Annotated in this window: 18 protein-coding genes and 1 pseudogene; 2 read left to right on the plus strand and 17 right to left on the minus strand. The window is 58.8% G+C overall.

Translation table 11 applies throughout. From position 1 onward, the window contains the following. Positions 1-227: 227 nt before the first annotated feature. From QA644_RS30575 to QA644_RS30595, 5 genes are all read right to left on the minus strand, one after another. A complete protein-coding gene (locus QA644_RS30575; protein ID WP_183927086.1) occupies positions 228-953 on the minus strand; it encodes a ribonuclease activity regulator RraA in 726 nt (241 codons plus the stop codon). 21 nt (positions 954-974) lie between these two features. Continuing rightward, on the minus strand, positions 975-2,711 hold the full coding sequence (gene araD / locus QA644_RS30580) for an L-arabinonate dehydratase (RefSeq protein WP_283072879.1): 1,737 nt from the start codon (positions 2,709-2,711) through the stop codon (positions 975-977). Positions 2,712-2,766: 55 nt separating this feature from the next. Further along, positions 2,767-3,639, minus strand: a complete 873-nt coding sequence (locus QA644_RS30585) for an ABC transporter permease (RefSeq protein ID WP_283072880.1) — start codon at positions 3,637-3,639, stop codon at positions 2,767-2,769. 6 nt (positions 3,640-3,645) lie between these two features. Next, entirely contained in the window at positions 3,646-4,464 is an 819-nt protein-coding gene (locus tag QA644_RS30590) for an ABC transporter ATP-binding protein (protein WP_022712652.1), read from the minus strand. A 75-nt stretch (positions 4,465-4,539) separates the two neighbouring features. Continuing rightward, positions 4,540-5,544, minus strand: coding sequence for an ABC transporter substrate-binding protein (locus QA644_RS30595; protein ID WP_239603112.1), 1,005 nt, complete (start codon positions 5,542-5,544; stop codon positions 4,540-4,542). 151 nt (positions 5,545-5,695) lie between these two features. Between QA644_RS30595 and QA644_RS30600 the strand changes: the two genes are divergently transcribed. Continuing rightward, a complete protein-coding gene (locus QA644_RS30600) occupies positions 5,696-6,391 on the plus strand; it encodes a GntR family transcriptional regulator (RefSeq protein ID WP_283072881.1) in 696 nt (231 codons plus the stop codon). A 157-nt stretch (positions 6,392-6,548) separates the two neighbouring features. Here the strand turns inward: QA644_RS30600 and QA644_RS30605 are convergent, their stop codons facing one another. From QA644_RS30605 to QA644_RS30650, 10 genes are all read right to left on the minus strand, one after another. Then, positions 6,549-7,622, minus strand: coding sequence for an ABC transporter ATP-binding protein (locus QA644_RS30605; protein ID WP_283072882.1), 1,074 nt, complete (start codon positions 7,620-7,622; stop codon positions 6,549-6,551). Continuing rightward, complete coding sequence (locus QA644_RS30610) at positions 7,619-8,419, minus strand: ABC transporter permease (RefSeq protein ID WP_283072883.1); 801 nt, start codon at positions 8,417-8,419, stop codon at positions 7,619-7,621. Before QA644_RS30610 ends, QA644_RS30605 begins: the two co-directional genes overlap by 4 nt. A 1-nt stretch (position 8,420) precedes the next feature. Continuing rightward, positions 8,421-9,293 (minus strand): ABC transporter permease, encoded by an 873-nt coding sequence (locus QA644_RS30615; protein WP_283072884.1) that lies wholly within the window; start codon positions 9,291-9,293, stop codon positions 8,421-8,423. 117 nt (positions 9,294-9,410) lie between these two features. Then, on the minus strand, positions 9,411-10,421 hold the full coding sequence (locus QA644_RS30620; RefSeq protein ID WP_283072885.1) for a polyamine ABC transporter substrate-binding protein: 1,011 nt from the start codon (positions 10,419-10,421) through the stop codon (positions 9,411-9,413). Between the two features lie 39 nt (positions 10,422-10,460). Then, positions 10,461-10,793 carry an NIPSNAP family protein gene (locus tag QA644_RS30625; RefSeq protein WP_194730655.1) on the minus strand — a complete coding sequence of 111 codons (333 nt, stop codon included), beginning with the start codon at positions 10,791-10,793 and terminating at the stop codon, positions 10,461-10,463. 5 nt (positions 10,794-10,798) lie between these two features. Further along, the gene (locus QA644_RS30630; protein WP_283072886.1) at positions 10,799-12,262 is read right to left on the minus strand and encodes an aldehyde dehydrogenase; all 1,464 of its coding nucleotides are present in this window, start codon (positions 12,260-12,262) and stop codon (positions 10,799-10,801) included. A gap of 5 nt (positions 12,263-12,267) precedes the next feature. Beyond that, positions 12,268-13,308 (minus strand): LLM class flavin-dependent oxidoreductase, encoded by a 1,041-nt coding sequence (locus QA644_RS30635; RefSeq protein ID WP_283072887.1) that lies wholly within the window; start codon positions 13,306-13,308, stop codon positions 12,268-12,270. Next, complete coding sequence (locus QA644_RS30640) at positions 13,305-14,240, minus strand: flavin reductase family protein (RefSeq protein ID WP_239603097.1); 936 nt, start codon at positions 14,238-14,240, stop codon at positions 13,305-13,307. The genes QA644_RS30635 and QA644_RS30640 overlap by 4 nt, the downstream gene beginning before the upstream one ends. Beyond that, complete coding sequence (locus tag QA644_RS30645; protein ID WP_283072888.1) at positions 14,237-15,034, minus strand: alpha/beta fold hydrolase; 798 nt, start codon at positions 15,032-15,034, stop codon at positions 14,237-14,239. The genes QA644_RS30640 and QA644_RS30645 overlap by 4 nt, the downstream gene beginning before the upstream one ends. Before the next feature lie 57 nt (positions 15,035-15,091). After that, positions 15,092-15,691, minus strand: a complete 600-nt coding sequence (locus QA644_RS30650) for an amino acid synthesis family protein (RefSeq protein ID WP_283072889.1) — start codon at positions 15,689-15,691, stop codon at positions 15,092-15,094. A 373-nt stretch (positions 15,692-16,064) separates the two neighbouring features. Here QA644_RS30650 and QA644_RS30655 point away from each other — a divergent pair. Beyond that, positions 16,065-16,250: pseudogene (locus QA644_RS30655) on the plus strand (addiction module antidote protein, HigA family); the annotation flags it as partial. A gap of 57 nt (positions 16,251-16,307) precedes the next feature. Here the strand turns inward: QA644_RS30655 and QA644_RS30660 are convergent. Together QA644_RS30660 and purU are read right to left on the minus strand one after the other, a co-directional pair. Then, on the minus strand, positions 16,308-17,003 hold the full coding sequence (locus QA644_RS30660; protein ID WP_283072890.1) for a GntR family transcriptional regulator: 696 nt from the start codon (positions 17,001-17,003) through the stop codon (positions 16,308-16,310). A 142-nt stretch (positions 17,004-17,145) separates the two neighbouring features. Beyond that, positions 17,146-18,030 carry a formyltetrahydrofolate deformylase gene (gene purU, locus QA644_RS30665; RefSeq protein ID WP_074072547.1) on the minus strand — a complete coding sequence of 295 codons (885 nt, stop codon included), beginning with the start codon at positions 18,028-18,030 and terminating at the stop codon, positions 17,146-17,148. Positions 18,031-18,099 lie beyond the last annotated feature (69 nt).

Raw genomic sequence — 18,099 nt, forward strand, 5'->3', positions numbered from 1 at the left:
TCCCTCCGCGTCGGGGAACGATCGAAGCGGTCGGCCTTCTTGGAACGGCGGAGCGTCCAGCTTCGTCCCGTCACGTTCTGGCTCGAAAGCGGCCAGGGCGTTTGGCAACAGCTCACGGCTATTCCTCAACGGCCGGAGCCTGCGTCGGAATGATGGCCGCGAGCTGGTTTCCGGATCTCCTGACCTCAACTGAGCCTTCGGGTTCGGGGAATGCGGCTTACTCAGGGTCAGCGCCCGGTTCTCTTACGCCATTGAGCATAGTCGTTTTGCGCTTTGTCCGTCGTTGGCGGATAAAGGCCGATCACGGCAGCGCCGTCTTGGACCTGTTCAAGAACAAAATCCTCGAAGCTTTCCATGCCGGCGCATTCTTCGGCGATCTCATCGGCCAAATGCGCTGGAATGACCATGACGCCGTCACCATCGCCGACGAGCACGTCCCCGGGGAAAACGGGGGCGTCACCGCAGCAAATCGGCACGTTGATGTCGAGCGCTTCGTGGAGAGTTAGATTGGTCGGCGCCGACGGGCGCTGATGGTAGGCCGGCATATCCAACCTGCCGATGCCTTCGGCGTCGCGAAAGCCTCCGTCAGATACGACGCCGGCGCAACCGCGCATCGCAAGCCTTGTAACGAGGATAGAGCCTGCCGATGCGGCCCGCGCATCTTTCCTGCTGTCCATGACAAGCACCCAACCAGGCGGGCAGGTTTCGACCGCGACACGCTGCGGGTGGTCCGCGTTGCGGAACACAGTGATGGGATTGCGATCCTCACGCGCCGGAATGTAGCGAAGGGTGAAGGCCTGTCCGACCATGTTTTTGCCCTTCCAGGCGACCGGGTGGACGTTCTGGATGAACTGGTTGCGCAGGCCGCGTTTGTAGAGCGCAGTGGCAACGGAGGCGGTCGACGCCTTCATCAATTTTTCGCGGGTTTCGTCGGAAAGAGCGTAGTCGGTCATTATCATCTCCGGCTGGAAAGATCAGTTGATCGCTGGTTCATCGACCTGAGGGCCGAATTCCGTCTTCAGGAAATCGAAATCGCAGCCCTTGTCGGCCTGTTCGATATGTTTGGAGAATAGGAAGCCGTAGCCGCGGCCATAGCGTGGGGCCGGCGGCTTCCACGACTGTCGGCGAAGGGCGAGTTCTTCGTCCGGTACGAGCATGTTCAAGCTGCGGTTGGGGATATCGAGTTCGACGATGTCGCCAGTCTTCAAAAGCGCCAGCGGGCCCCCGACATAGGCTTCCGGCGCCACATGCAGGACGCAGGCGCCGAAAGAAGTGCCGGACATGCGCGCATCCGACAGTCGTACCATGTCTCGCAGGCCGAGCTTCAACAGCGCCTTGGGCATGGGAATCATTCCCCACTCAGGCATTCCCGGTCCGCCCTGGGGGCCGGCGTTGCGCAAGACGAGAACGGTCTCCGGCGTCATCGGATAGTCGGGATCGTCGATGATCGTCTTCAGCTCGGCGTAGCTATCAGCCACGAGAGCCGGACCTTTATGCCGGTGGAATTTCGGGTCGCAGGCGGCGGGCTTGATCACCGCGCCGTCGGGACTGAGATTGCCCTTGAGGACGGCAAGCGATCCCTCGTGATAGACCGGGTTCGACAGCGGCCGGATGACGTCGTCGTTCCAGACCTTTGCCAAGTCTAGGCCCTCCGTAAGCGGCTTGCCGGTGACGGTGATCGCCGACGAATTGAGCTTGTCGCCCAGTTGCTTCATCAGCGCCCGGAGACCACCGGCGTAGTAGAAATCCTCCATCAGGTACGTCGCACCCGATGGCCGGATGTTGGCAATGACGGGCGTTTCGCGTCCGATGCGGTCGAGATCGTCCAGTTCCAGCGGGATCCCGGCGCGACGCGCCATGGCGATCAAATGGATAATGGCATTCGTGGAACAGCCGGTCGCCATCGCCACGGTCACGGCATTCTCCACTGCTGCCGCCGTGACGATCATGTCCGGCGTCAGGTCCTCCCAGACCATATCGACGATGCGCCGGCCGCATTGCGTGGACATGCGCTGATGACCTGCATCGGCGGCGGGGATGGAGGAGGCGCCAGGAAGCGTCAGTCCCATAGCCTCGGCGATCGCCGTCATTGTCGATGCAGTTCCCATGGTCATGCAGTGGCCATAGGAACGGGCAATACCCCCTTCGATCCCTTGCCACTCTTCCTTGGAAATCGTGCCGGCGCGGCGTTCGTCCCAGAACTTGAATCCGTCGGTACCGGAACCCAGATGCCTGCCCGCCCAGTTGCCGCGCAGCATCGGTCCGGCAGGCAGGTAGATAAAGGGAAGCCCCATGCTGAGTGCGCCCATCACCAGGCCCGGAGTGGTCTTGTCGCAACCGCCCATGAGGACCGCGCCGTCGATGGGATGGGAGCGCAGCAATTCCTCGCTCTCCATCGCCAGCATATTGCGGTAGAGCATGGTCGTTGGCTTGACGAAATTTTCAGACAGTGACAGCGCTGGAAGCTCCATCGGGAAGCCTCCGGCCTGCAGCACGCCGCGCTTGACCCATTCCACTCGGTCCTTGAAGTGCATGTGGCAGGGCTGCGCATCCGACCAGGTGTTGAGGATGGCGATGATCGGGCGGCCCTCCCAGTCGGCGGGGTCATAGCCCATCTGCATGGTGCGCGATCTGTGACCGAAGGATCTTTGATCATCGGGGACCATCCAGCGGGCGGAGCGGAGTTGCTCGTAAGTTTTGCGTTTTTTCATGGCGTTGTCCGAGAAGGCTGATGAACGGAGGCGAATACAAACAAGGAAACAGTCTTCATTCCTTCATGCCCCATTTCTGGATAGTGTGGCGTTCAATCGTCTGGAAAACCAGATTTTCGACCACCAGACCGATGACGATGACGGTCAGCAGTCCGGCAAAAACGGCCGGGATATCGAGAAGGTTGCGGTTTTCGAAGATGAACCAGCCAAGGCCGCCCTGCCCGGACGAGACGCCGAAGACGAGTTCGGCGGCAATCAGTGTGCGCCAGGCGAAGGCCCAGCCAATCTTAAGACCGGTAAGGATCGAGGGAAACGCAGCCGGAATGAGAATGCGAACGACGTAGGAGAAGCCGGACAGGCCGTAATTGGCCCCGACCATGCGCAGAGTGCGGGAGACGCCGAGAAACCCGGAATGGGTGTTTAGCGCCACGGCCCAGAGCACGGAATGCACGAGTACGAAGACGAGGCTTGAGGCGCCCAGGCCGAACCAGATGAGCGCCAGCGGCAGAAGTGAAATGGCCGGAAGCGGGTTGAACATGGCGGTCATCGTCTCGAGGAAGTCCGTGCCGATGCGCGTGTTGATCGCCAGCACGGTCAGGATGGCCGCCAGGATCGTTCCCGCCGCATATCCCATCAAAAGGATCTTCAAGGTGGTCCAGATGCGCGCCGGCAGCGTGCCATCCGCGAAGCGATCGACGAGCGTCACCAGCGTGTCGGTGAGGGTCGGAAATAGAAGCGGGTTGTCCAGATAAGTGGCGTAGACCTGCCACAGGAGCGCAAGCACGATAATCAGCAGGGCCTTTCGGACAGCGCCGATACCCCAGATGAGTTCAACTGGTCTGAGCTTCTGCTCGATCGCGGCGATGTTGGCATAGGCCGGGCGCGCGTTGGCGCTTTCTTCGGCCAGCAGGATCTGTGGTGCGCTCATGATGGCTTACTCCCGATGGCCTGGTTCAGAGAACAGAAGATCGTGGATATCCCGCTCGAGTGCAGCTGCGGTCCCGTCCTCGTTCGAGGCTTTGTCGACATCCACGACTTCCGCTTTGACGCGCCCCGGGTGGGGTGACAGAAGCAGAATACGGTTGGAGATCTTGATCGCTTCAGCGATCGAATGGGTGACGAAGATGACGGTAAACTTCGTATCATCCCAAAGCTGAAGCAGTTCGTCCTGCATCTGGCGGCGCGTCAGCGCGTCGAGCGCCGCGAAAGGTTCATCCATCAAAAGGATGTCGGGTTGCATCGCCATGCCGCGCGCAATGGCGACACGCTGTTTCATCCCGCCAGATAGGGTATGGGGAAAACTGTCGACGGCGCGCGTCAGCTTTACCTTGTCGATATAGGCGCGGGCGATTTCCTCCGCTTCCTTTGGCAGCAGCTTGCGCGCAACCAGCAGCGGAAACATCACGTTTTCCAGAACGGTCTTCCAGGGCATCAGTTGATCGAATTCCTGAAACACCATCATGCGGTCCGGACCCGGTTTCGTCACCGTCCGGCCGTTGATGCGGATGGAACCGCTGACGGGCTTCATGTATCCGCCTACGGCTTTCAGCAGCGTCGACTTACCGCAGCCCGATGGACCTAGGAGCACGAACCGATCTGATTTCCGGACGCTGAAGGAGACCTGTTCGGTGGCGGTGACCAGGAGGTTCGGCGTCTTGTAGCGCAGCGTAACTTTCTCGACACTCAAGAGTGGTTCAGCCGCTTGCGCAATGGCCTGATGCGCCGGTGAAACAGCTGCTGCGGACTGGAACATTGACGACGTCCTCACATGAAAAGGGGGCGGGCTTATCCGGCAAAAAGCTGCCTGCCTTCTGCCGGTAGATGTTGCTCAGTTGCCGTTGAGGTCGGCGGATTCAGGCAAGTAGTAGTCGGTCCATGCTTTTGGCTGCATCTTCAGCGTCCCGATCTTGTTCAAATGCGTTGCGAACTTCATCGTCCCCTGCGGCTCGGTTCGGTAGTCGTCGATGAAACCCGGCTCGTTCATGATCGCCATGAGATCGTCGATCGACGTCTTGTCTCCGGTGATGGTCTTGTAGGCTTCGAGGGCGCCCTTTGGATCGTTCTTGATGTAGGCCACTGCTTGCTTGGTTGCCTCACGCACGGCCTTGATGATGACGGGATTGCTTTCAGCAAACCCGGTCGTCGTGAAGAACGTCGCCTGAGTGAGGGAACCTCCGATGATTTCGCGCGAGTCCGTGACGCGATGCACGCCCTTCTGCTTTAGCTCGATGTACTGGAAGGGCGGTGCTGAGAAATGGTTCTTGACTTCGTGATTGGGATTGGCGATGGCCGCGACCGCGTCCGGATGGCCAAGCTGTACGGTATTGCTGTCAAGCTTGCGGACCTGGTCTTCGCCGTACTTTGCGGCGGCGGCCATCTGCAGCAGAATCGCCTGCGTCGAGACGCCGACGGTCGGAACGGCGATCTTGTCGCTCGGGCCGATATCATCAAGTGATTTGATCTTGGGATCATTGGAGACCATGATGACCGGCTGCGCGGAACTCGGAATGATGCCTTTTACGCGGCCCTTTGTACGATCCCAAAGCAGAAGAAGATTACCCGACCCCGTGTTGACGATGTCGACATTGCCTGCGAGCAATGCATCGGTCTGCGCTCCACCGCCGCTGAAGGTTCGCCATTCGATCGTGAGGCCGTCCAGCCCCTCCTTCGCAGCCTGTTTCTCAATGAGCTTTTGCGTTTCCATGACGTGGCTCGCAAGATACAGAATCCCCGGCTGCCGTGTAATGGAGATCGCAGTCTTTTCCTGAGCCGAAGCCGGAAGCGTGGTCGCGAAAAAAGCTGCGATCGCGGCAGCACCCAAAAGTCTCAACATCCTATCCTCCCACTGTAAGTCCCAAACGTACGAAAGTGCCTCCCAGCACCGGCAGAGTGAAACACTAAAATATCAGTTGGTCAACTATGTTAATATATTAGTTTGAGATCAAGATTCTTACCGGCTATAATGCGCGTCAAAGTGAGGTTTCATGGACGCTCTGAACGATCTTTCCCCGACAATTGCGCTCAAACGCACCTCGACCTCGCGCCAGCTCTACGACGTGCTGCGCGGTCGCATCATCTCGCTCGATCTGCCCCCGGGCATGCATCTGTCGCGCAGCGAGATCGCCTTGGCCTACGGCGTCAGCCAGACACCGGTGCGTGACGCTCTGCAAATGCTGGAGGCCGAGGGCCTCGTGGTGGTTTATCCGCAGTCCCGCACGGAAGTCACGCGCATCGATTTGCGCCAGGCGCGCGAGACGCAGTTCCTGCGGCTCTCTCTTGAATTGGAAGTCATTCGGTCTCTGACGGAAACCCAGCCCGAAGCCGTCATCAAACAAGCCGATCGTCTGGTGGCCCTTCAAGAAACGGCGCTCAACGTGGATCATGACCTCGAACGCTTCGCGCTTCTCGATCGCCAGTTCCACCAAACCATGTTCGAAGGTGCGGGCGTTGCGGATCTCTGGGTGCTGGTCCAGTCGCGATCCGGGCATATTGATCGGCTTCGTAAGCTCAACTTGATGGATCCCGGCAAAGCCGGCACGATCTTGTGTTCGCATCGGGAAATAATGGACAATGTGCGAGACGGAGACGTCCCGCGGGCACAGGAAGCCGTACGCCGCCATCTTACAGGCACGCTCGCCACCGTCGACGCAATTCGCGAGGCCCATACTCACTTCTTTTGAGAGGTAGCCCTTCCTGTGGAAGGAGATGTTGGTCTGGGCCTTTAAGGGTCAGACCAACACAAGCTTAGATTGCTCGATACCGAAAGATCACTGTCGAACGACGCGTCGAGACTTCCCTGGAGAGAGCGAACGATCATCGGGCTTCATGTCGGAAACCTCAACAGAACACGTGCGCGGCGCCGGGGTCGAATTCAAGATGAACCCGGTCCCCAGGGCTCAGGCCGGCGATTGCCTCGTGCCCAAAAGGCAGTCGCACCGACAAGGCTTCACCGGCGGCCGTAGCCGTTGCCACATGGACATTATTGCCGAGGAAGGTGATGTCCCTGACTGTTGCACTGAGACCGTTTCCGCCATCATGACGCGATAGCCGAATGCGTTCCGGCCTCAGCATGAGAGCCCCCTTCCCGTTGGAAACCGCCTTGCCATGGACCGGGATCCGGTCAAAAACCGCGGCGCCCAGTGAGATCGTCGCCTTTCCGTCTGCGCATGACAACAGATCGCAGGAAATGAAGTCGCTGTCGCCGATGAATTCAGCGACAAAACGCGTACGCGGGTTGGCATAGAGTTGCGGCCCAGTGCCAATTTGATCGATGATGCCCTTAGAGAATACCGCAATGCGATCGGACAGCCGCAGCGCTTCTTCCTGGTCATGGGTCACGTATAGGATCGTCACTTCCGTTTGCTGGTGGATCCTGCGTATTTCGTGCTGAATTTCCTCCCGCAGCTTCTTGTCCAGGGCCGCGAGCGGCTCGTCCATCAGAAGTACCGGAGGATCGTAGGCAAGCGCCCTGGCGAGGGCGACACGTTGCTGCTGGCCGCCGGACATCTGTACGGGCTTGCGATCCTCGTATCCTTCAAGTCTAACGAGACGCAGCATCTCCTTCACCTTGGTGTCGACCTCGGCCTTGGACTTGCGCCTGACCTTCAGTGGAAAGGCAATGTTTTCACCAACGGTCAGATGCGGAAACAACGTGTAGCGCTGAAAGACCATTCCGATGTTGCGCTTGTGCGAAGGGGTTTCCAGCAGGGTCTTGCCGTCAAGCGTGATGTCGCCTTTTGTCGGAGTTTCAAAACCCGCCAGGATGTAAAGCGTCGTGCTCTTTCCCGACCCCGACGGTCCCAAGAAGGTCAGAAACTCACCGCGCTGAACGTGCAGGTTGACATCGTGAACCGCGACAACAGGACCGTACTCCTTGCGGATACCTTTGATCTGAAGGAAAGCGTCATTCATGATTTCAGTACCTTGCGTGCGAGAGCGACAAGCGCCATCAAGAGGATCGTCAAAAGGATGAGAAGCGTCGACGCGGCAGCCACGACCGGCGTAAGATCCTGCCTGAGCGTGGCCCATACTTTTACCGGCAGGGTCTGTAGCGTTGGGCTCGCCATGAAGATCGCCACAACCACCTCGTCCCAGGATGTCAGGAACGAAAAGACAGCGGCGGAAAATATCCCGTGGCTGATTGCAGGCAGCGTTACTCGGATCCTCGCCTCAAGCGGCGAGGCGCCGCAAAGTATCGCCGCGTCCTCGATGGACTTATCGAAACCTTCAAGCGCACTGGAAATGGACAGAATGGAGAACGGAAGAGCAAGGACGAGATGAGAGATCACGAAGCCCGCCAAGGTTCCACCGAGGCCCACCCTTAGAAAGAATGCGTAGAGTGCGACGGCAAGAACGACGACGGGAAGGATCATCGGCGTCAGGAAAAGCGCCTTGAGCGCGTCACGGAACAGGAACGTTCCTCGAACCAACCCGAACGACGTCACAAGACCGAGCAGAACGGAAAGCACGGTGACGATCGATGCAATCTTAAAGCTCGTCCAGGCCGATTCCAGCCACCGGGGATCGGCCAGAAGTTCCCGGTACCATTGCAGCGTCCAGCCAGGAGGCGGAAAGATCAGCCACTGCGAGGATCCAAAGGAAAGGGCCGCGATAAAGAAGATCGGCAGCAGCAAAAATGCCGCCGCCAGGACGGTGATCGTCAAAAGCGCGTATTTCCACCAGCCGAGACGATCGAAGTTAAGCAGCATGTCAGCGCCCTCCGGTGTTCTGGCTGCCGAAGAAACGCAGCTGAACGACATAGAGCGAAAGCGTTACAACGAGGAGTACCAGGGCAGCCGCTCCCCCCATGCCCCAATTGACCAGCGACTGGACGAACTGGGCAATCAGCTCGGCCAGCATCATGTTCGCCGTACCGCCGAGAAGCGAGGGGGTAACGAAATAGCCAAGCGACATGACGAAAACCATGAGGGCACCGGCAGCCATGCCCGGCACGGCCAGCGGCAGGAGAACGCGCGTGAGACATTGCCACCGGCTGGCACCGCAAAGGGCAGCCGCCTGCAGGATTGCCGGGTCGATCTTCTTGATCACGCCGTAGAGCGGCAGGATGATGAAGGGCAGCATGATATAGGTCATGCCGATCGTCACACCTGTCAGATTGTTGACGAGCGGCAACGGCTGATTGATCAGCCCCATGCCCATCAGCATCTTGTTGATGAGACCCGTCCGTTGCAAAAGCACCATCCAGGCATAGGTCCGCGCCAAGAGATTTGTCCACATCGACAGGAGCAGGACCGCAAAAATCACCGATGCCAGCCTTCCAGGCATGATTGCCAGCGCCCAGGCAACGGGAAAGCCGATCAAGAGCGATATAGCGGTCACCAACCCTGATACGATGAAGGTATTGGCGAAAATCTTGAGATAGGTTGCAGATCCAAGCAGCTCAGCATAGTTGCCGAAGCCGGGAACCGGTTCCAATACACTTCGCAGCAACAGTGCCGCCACCGGCACGATGAAGAAAATGGCGACGAAGGCGAGAGCCGGAACGACCCCGCTGAAACCTGTTGGCCTGAGCGCTCTTGGCACCGGCGCACTCACGCTGGAAGCATCACTATAGGTCGACATGACAGTCCTTCCTGCCGAACGTTCAGACAAGCGCCGCAGGTCCCGGGGCCGACCGAGCACGCTGCCCTTTTAGCACGGCGGGCATGGGCTCGCCGTGCGTTGCGCTGCATTTTCAGCCTATTTTGCCTGCCATGCGTACCACCGCTCGCCGATAGCATCCCGGTTTTCTGCCCAGTAGCTCATGTCCGCATTGACCTGGCTGGCCGTTTGCTGATCCGGCAGTGTCTTGGCCGTCTCGGGATCCATCAACTTGGCCGATTCCAGATTGATCGGCGCGTATCCAGTGGCTTTTGCAAGCGCTGCCTGCGGTTCTGCCGAGGTTGCCAACGCGATGAACTTCATGGCTGCCTCAAGATTCGGAGCGCCTTTCGGAACGACAAGCGAATCCGCGGCGGTAATATTCTGCTCCCAGGAGGTTTCGGCGTTAACGCCGCTTTTGGCGAGCGCTGTCATGCGGCCGTTCCAGAGGCTTCCGAACGGTGCTTCGGCGGATGCCAAAAGCTGCTGCGACTGGGCGCCGCCTGACCACCAGATAATCTCCGACTTGATCGTATCGAGCTTCTTGAATGCGCGATCGAGGTCAAGCGGATAGAGCTTGTCGGCGGCAACACCGTCAGCCAGGAGCGCCGCCTCAATCACACCGGGCGCCGACCATTTATAGAAGGTGCGCTTGCCTGGAAACTTCGCCGTGTCGAACAGATCGGCCCAGGTCTTCGGGCAAGCGGCAACCGCATCCGCATTGCAGCCGATCACAAAGGAATAGTAGAAGCTGCCGACGGAATAATCCGTTACGAAACGCGGATCGAGCTTGGACTTGTCGATGACGGAGAAATCCAGCTTCTCAAGCAGTCCGTTTTTGCCTGCCTGCGCGGCATAGTCACCTTCGACATCGACGACGTCCCAGGTTACCTGGTTCGCCTCGACCATGGCCTTCAGCTTGCCGTAATCAGTGGGGCCATCCTGCACCACTTGCAGTCCGGTCTTTTCCGTATATGGGTTCGCCCAGGCTGCCTTTTGCGCGTCCTGCGTCGTTCCTCCCCAGCTTGAGAAGACGAGCGTTTCGGCTTTTGCGGGAATGGCTACTGCCATGATTGCCGCCAAGGCCGCGAATGCAAATGTGTGTTTCATGTTCCCTTTTCCTTGTTTTGGAGTGTCTTATGCGCATTCCTATGCCGGCAGTCCGTCCCCGCTTTTTGGAGAGAAGCTGGTTGCCTTCATAATCTTGTTTTCCGCCACTTCGATCAGATCGCGAATCTTCGGCAGAAAGGCCTGCCACCGAGGGTCAGCCATAAGGCGCATGCGCCTTGCCTCACGGTCGTCCAGGCTCGAGAACGCCCAGATGTGGACAATCTCGTTGATGGTGCCTATCTCCGAATAGAAATAACCGACGAGGTTGCCGAGATGGCTCTTTTGAATGGCTATCCCCTCCTCTTCTACAACCTTCAGATATTGCGGGATCGCACCGTTCTTCAGTCTGTAAGTCCGGATCTCGTAAAACATCGCCGTCACCGCATTACGAAAGGATCAGGGATCGGGTCGTCCGACGTCCTCAGCCAGATCGTTTTTGTCCGGGTGTAGTCGAGCGCTGCGGCCATGCCGCCTTCCCTGCCATGCCCTGATAGACCGAACCCGCCAAATGGCGCGATCGGCGAGACGGCGCGATAGGTGTTGACCCAGACGATGCCGGCGCGAATACCCTTCATCAGGCGATGAGCGCGCGTCAGGTTTTGGGTGAAGACGCCAGAGGCAAGCCCATAATGCGTATCGTTCGCAAGCGCGAGCGCTTCGGATTCTGTTTCGAACGAGACGACGGATAGAACCGGACCGAAGAATTCGTTGACCAGCGAAGGGGAATTGACGCCATCGCAATCAAGAATTGTCGGCGGGAAGTAGTAGCCTTCACCGCCGGGCCTATGGCCACCGGTGACAAGGCGGGCGCCGCTTTGAAGGGACTTGTCGAGGAGCGCTGCTATGTGCTCCTGCTGGCGCCGCGTTGCAAGCGGACCGACCTCGGTCGCCATGTCCAACGGAGCACCGATACGGATCGCCTCTGCCTTGCCCTTCAAGAGGGTCAGGAACTCATCCTTGATAGACCGCTCGACAATCAGGCGCGAACCGGCGACACAGCTTTGGCCGGTCGCAGCAAAGATACCCGCGACCTGAGCATTGGCAGCACTCTCAAGGTCGGCGTCGGCGAAAACGATGAAGGGTGACTTGCCGCCCAGTTCGAGTGACGTGGAGGCAAGGTTCTCCGCCGAGTTTCGCACGATATGACGCGCCGTTTCGGGGCCACCGGTGAAGGCAACATGCGCGACCTTAGGATGGCGACTAAGTGCTGCCCCGCAGGACGCGCCAAAGCCGGTGATGATATTGACGACGCCCGCAGGAAAGCCTGCCTCGTGAATGAGGCGCGCAAATTCCAGAAGCGGCGCTGGCCCGTCTTCCGAGGCCTTGACGACCATCGTGCAGCCGGCCGCAAGAGCCGGCCCGATCTTGACCGCAGACAAGAACAGCTGGCTATTCCAGGGCACGACCATCGCAACGACGCCGATCGGCTCACGGCGAAGCCAGACATCCATGTCAGGTTTGTCGATGGGAAGATAGGATCCTTCAATCTTGTCGGCGATGCCGGCGTAATAGCGGTAATAGTCCGCGACATAGGCGATCTGCGCCGACGTTTCCCGGATGATCTTTCCGGTGTCGCGAGTCTCGAGCTCTGCCAGCTTCTGTGCGTTGGCTGCGACCAGATCAGCGAGCCGGTAGATGAGCTTGCCGCGTTGCGTGGCCGTCATCTTTGACCAGGCCCCGTTATAGAGTGCCTGTTCAGCGGCGTTGACCGCCCGATCCACATCACCCTCGCGCGCTTCCGGCAAGTCAGCCCATTCCTTCCCGGTGGCCGGATCAACGCTTGGGAAGCGTGCTTCACCGTCTAGGAATTGACCATCGATATAATACTGGAAACGCTGCATAGGCTTCACTCCGCAAATGCCGGCATCACTTCGGCGATAAAGCGCTGAAGCGATGCTTTCTTGCGCTCGAAGCTCATGCCCGTATCGATCCAGAAGGAATATTCGTCATAACCCATGGCCTCATAGGTCTGGAGGCGCGAGATTACGGCTTGTGGACTTCCGACAACGTTGTTGGTGCGCATGACGGCGTCCGACAGCATGGCGTTTGAGTTGATTTCAGCTTCGGGAATTCGCTCAATGAGACCTTGCGTGACCGGCTTCTCGTTCTTGAACCACGCGAAGAAGTAGTTGTAGTAGAGGCTGAGCTCATGAGCCGCCTGCGCGATGTCTGCGTCCGACGAACCGACATAGGTATGACGCAGCAGCATGATCTTGGGCCGCTCGATCGTCGGATGCTTCGCGCAAGCGTCATTGAACCGCCCCATCAGCGCTTCCACCTCGTCATCACCCTGCCAAAGCGGGGTGACCTGGACGTTACAGCCGTTGGCAACGGCGAATTCGTGGGAATTCGGATCACGGGCTGCGACCCAGATCGGCGGATTGGGCTTTTGCAGCGGTTTCGGCGCCGACGTGGTTGACGGAAACTTGTAGAACTCGCCGTCGTGGGCGTAGTCGCCCTTCCAAATACCTTTGACAGCCGGAATGAGCTCGCGCATGCGCTGGCCGGCGGCCCAGGCATCCAGACCGGGAAGCAGACGCTCGTACTCGAACGAATAAGCGCCACGGGCAATTCCGATATCGAGCCTGCCGTCGCAGATGATGTCGGTCATGGCCGCCTCGCCGGCAAGCTTGATCGGATGCCAGAATGGTGCGATCACCGTTCCTGTGCCTAATCTCACTCGCGCCGTCCGACGCGCCAGGTCGGCGATGGTCACGAAGGGGTTGGGCGCGATGGTGAAATCCATGCCGTGATGCTCGCCCGTCCAAATCGCATGCATGCCACCTTTGTCAGCGATCTCGCAGAGAGCCACGAACTCGTCATAAAGGCCTTTGTGGCTCTGGCTTGCGTCGAGGCGTTCCATGTGGACGAAGAGAGAAAACTTCATGCCTGTGCCACCTTCGCTGCAACCGGGCGGACCGTACCAACAGTCTCATCACCGAAATAAACCCCGAAATTGCCGATCGAACTCTCCAGCGCAAAACGCGCGATGATATCGGCCGTCGAACTTGTCTTGAATTGCTCGGCAGTGAGTGTTTTGGGCTTCAGGAAGCGTCCAGCGGCCGGAGCGCCTTCCGATGCAAAGGCACGGTAGACAATGTGCTGCTTTCCCTCGCTCTTGTCTTCATAGACCGAATACAGGAAACCGATCGTAACCTTCAGCCCGGTCAGATCTTCAAGATAATCTCGCAGAATTTCGGTCGGGCTGCCTTCCTTGCCGTCGCAGCCCGGCAGCGAAAGCATGTCATCGCCGAGAAGGAGAACATCGCCGTCGCGCTCCAGAACGGCACCGAGCTCAATATTGCCTTCCGCTGCGGCCGAAACGGCCCGGCTTGTAAGGATTGGGGTGAAGTAACCGCCGCGGGCATAGCCCAATCCGTTGCGGCCGGTATTCTCGAAGGCCGTGATGCGCCCCATCAGGATGACGTGGTCGCCAGCTTCCACCATCTTCTCCATGGCGCACTCGAACCACGCCGCGACATTCGCGAATATTGGACTGCCGGCCTTGCCTTCAGACCATTCGACTGCGGCGAAACGGTCCTCGACTGGCCGCGCAAAGGTGTTCGACACATCTTTCTGACTTTCCGAGAGGACGTTGATTGCAAAGTGCTTCGCACCCGTCATCGTCGCATAGTTGCGTGAGGTCTTTGCCAAGCAGACCAGCAGAAGAGGCGGATCAAGGGAGACCGATGTAAATGAGTTTGCCGTAAAGCCGATCGGCCGGTCGTCGCAATCGCGGGTGGTCACGACCGTTACCCCGGTCGGAAAAGCGCCGAAGGCGTCTCTCAGTGCGCGTGGATCGATGGATTCTGGCGTCATCTCGGCTCCTCCTCTCGATGTTCAAGCCATTCCGCAAGCAGCCTATTCACGGTATGAGGCGCGGTGAGATTGACCATGTGCCGATGGCCGTCGACGATACGAGCCCAGCCATTTTGGGTGATCGCCGCCATTTGCGTCGCCATTTCCGGCGTCGAATTGGGATCGTCAGAGCCTGTCAAGAACAAAGCTGGGCAGCGAACATCTCGCCAGCGGTCCGCATAGGTATCGTCGCCGCCGGCAAAGGCGCAATAGGCGATGGCGTAACCCTCGGGATCGACCATGCCCAGCCAGCCACGCGTGAGATCGCGCGCGGAAAGGCTATTGTCATCGTCGCCGAACCACCGTTTCAGCGGGCCATCGCGGTCGACGCCATTGGCGCGGATCGCAGCTGCGCGAGACACGACCGCTGCTTTCGCCTCGGGATTGCGGCGATAGACGCCGTTAAGATATGCGACCCGCCGGATCCGCCTGCCGAAGGTAGCAGCAGCCCCACCGGAGATCAGAGCTCCCATGGAGTGGCCGGCGACATTGGCGGCATCGATGTTCAACTCGTCGAGAAACCGGTCGAACCAGGCAACGAAGTCTTCAAGTTTGCTTCCGGTCGGCAGCTTGGCGCTTTCTCCGTGTCCAGGCATGTCGACGGCGATGACACGATGCGTCTTTGCAAACAACGCGATCTGCGGGGCCCAAGCCTCGACCCGCATGCCGACGCCATGGATCAGAACCAACGGTTCGCCTTCACCGGCCTCGAAGTATGAGACGCCGTTGATGGTGTGCTGGCGCTGGAACTGCATCGATGCCTCTTCCGACAATCTGGAGTGTCTCGTTTGCATGACGCCAGCTGATCTTTCTCAAACGCCTGCAGGATTGGTGACGTCGTGGCCCAGATCCTTGAGGTCTTGATAGCGGTCGCCGATGCGATGATGCGGACGCCCCCCGACGGACGCACCCAGTGCTACGACGATCTCGTCGGCGGCCGGGGCATCGGGAATGGCTGTCTGAATGGTCAGGTAATGCGAACGGCGGCCCTCGTCGTTTTTGTCCATCAGCGGGATCATGATCGGCGCATTGGCCGGGCCACGGGTATTGCAGAAGGCAAGATAAGACTTGGCGCCGACGGCATTGCGGTAGTGATTGCCAAAACGCAGTGTGTGGATCAGCGCTGAAGCGTGTTCGATTTCGCCGTCGAGACCGACGACCGCGGCCTTGCCATAACCTTCGACGGCTTCGCCCGAACCAACGGCTTCGATGATCATGCGGGTCAGCAATTCTCCGAGCACAGGGGCGCCCGCATGGATCTCCGGCTTGAGGTCCTCGACAAAGCCTTTGCCTGCCCATGGATTCTTAACCACCGCGAAAGCCGAATACAGTTTCAGCGGCAGCGGCGCGGTTTTTCCGCCTTCGATCAAGGTAGTTTCAACTTGCAACAGCGTCTTGCGAATCTGGATCATGCGACGTCCTCAGCAACATATGGTGTTATGGTATGCCATAATATTAATTCGTCAATAGCCTTGTTCGAACAAGCGGCTGCGGCGCCTTCTTCAATCGATTTTGTATTTCGATCAGGTACTTAGAGAATTCTTGCTCGATCCCGACGCCATATGCGGGTTCACAGAGGCGAGCCACTCCGCCTAGTTTAGAGCCGAATGCTCCTCGGCGCGTCTGCATCCGATCTCGAAAGGCGCTTGTTTCGCGAACTCCACATGATTGACAATGAGAGCTTCGGTCGGGGACATGAGGGTCCCGCCGAGCAGTCAATTCGAGACGTTCAAGGCCGATCTCGACCCATAGCTGTCGATGAGGTGACAAAGTGGTGCGTAAACGCTTTGCAACAATCGCCGCACGGTGACGGCTCCGACCTCGCTCATTCTGACGCGTGTTCGGCAATAGTCCTGATTTTTGGAGTCCTGATTTTTGAACCTGCAGCGCCGCACCGATTTGTGGGAGGCGATGTACTCTGCGCGTGAGATTGAGCCAATCGAACGCGTCAAAACTCATGCTTCCGCAGCGTGCGTAAGCAGCGGCGCCCGGCAAAGACCGCTGTGCTTCACGTCGACGACGAAGATGTCAGGCAGCCGGCGATTGGGCAGAAATCACGGCCTCGGCGATGGCTGCCGCACTTGTTACGTGGTCCATCGCAGCACGATAGGCGCCTTCACCATCGCCCCGCCTGATCGCCTCGATGATCCGCTCCATCTGTGCGGGACCCTCGACGTTGCGGTTATCCGTCTTGATCGTCATCGAGCGGAGATGATTGATCCTGACAGTCAGAAGATTGACAATACCCCAGGCAACGTGGCGATCGACCTTGCTGAAGAGTACCTGGTAAAAGGCCGAGGTACTGGCCAGGACGCCCGGCATGTCTTTTTCGCGGTAGCACTGGCGAATATCGTAGAGCGCCCCCTCGAGCGCTTCAACGATTGTAGAATCGTGACGCTCGGCGCACAGGCGCGCCGCCATACCCTCTAGTGCTCCGCGTATTTCATAGATTTGTCGCGCTTCATCAGCATCGAGCCGGGCTACGATCGGGCCCTTGTTCGGAAGATTTGCAACAAGGCCTTCCGACTCAAGATGCCGTAGCACCTCGCGAACAATCGTTCGGCTTACGCCAAGCTGGGCGCAGAGATCTCGCTCCACCAGACGATCACCGGGCTTGAAATGACCGCTGTCGATCGCCTCGCGAACCTTGTCCAGCGCCAGTTCGCGCAGGGTTTTCGCGGGCCGTTCCACTTTGATCGTCGAATCTTTCAAACCAACCACCATTGTCCGCCCCCGTCATGATATGCCATGCTCGCCGGCCTCGCCTGAGTATAAGCCGGCCACACCATATTATGGCGTACCAAATACTTATCGACAGGGTCGGACGATTGCAACTGGCGGCGCAGTTATTCGCGCACGCTGCATTTTACCCCATGCGCTCGGACGCGTAGCTCCCCGGGCTTGGCGGAAAGACGATGGTGCGGTTGCCGTTGATGAAGGTGCGGCGATGGATATGCGCGTGTATGGCGCGCGCCAGAACCTGCGCCTCGACGTCGCGGCCGAGCGAGACATAGTCTTCAGGGCTCTGGGCATGGGTGACGCGCACCGTGTCCTGTTCGATGATAGGGCCTTCATCGAGGTCTGCGGTGACATAATGAGCCGTCGCGCCGATCAGCTTTACGCCGCGACCGTAGGCCTGCTTGTACGGGTTGGCGCCCTTGAAGCTCGGCAGGAAGGAGTGGTGGATATTGATGATCTTGCCTGACATCTCGATGCACATGCGATCAGAGAGGATCTGCATGTAGCGTGCGAGCACGATGAGTTCGGTGCCGGTTCCTTCCACGAGGTCCATGATCCTGGCTTCCGCCTGCGGCTTGTTCTCCTTGGTCACCGGAATATGGTGGAACGGTATATCATGATTGACCACTACTTTCTGGTAGTCGAAATGGTTGGAGACGACGCCGACGATATCGATCGGCAGTGCGCCAATTTTCCAGCGATAGAGAAGATCGTTGAGGCAATGGCCAAAGCGCGAGACCATCAGCATGACCTTCATGCGCCGCGAGCCATCGTGGACCTCAGCTTCCATCCGAAACTTTGCGGCGATCGGCTTTAGACCTTCGGCAAGCTCCGCAAGACCGAGGCCCTCTTCCGACAGGAAGCTGACACGCATGAAGAAGAGACCGGTATCGAGGTCGTCAAATTGCGACGAGTCGACGATGTTGCAGCCGGCGTCCGCCAGGTAACCGGACAAGGCGGCCACGATGCCGCGCGTTGATTTGCAGGTGACCGTCAGGATGAATTGCGTCATGGCAGGCTCTCTTGCAGCGATGTCAAAAAGACACCCGTGCGCAGCGCGGTGGAAGGCCGCGAAGGGCAG

It is taken from the genome of Rhizobium sp. CC1099 (genome assembly GCF_029714385.1).
In the GTDB taxonomy this organism is placed as follows: domain Bacteria; phylum Pseudomonadota; class Alphaproteobacteria; order Rhizobiales; family Rhizobiaceae; genus Rhizobium.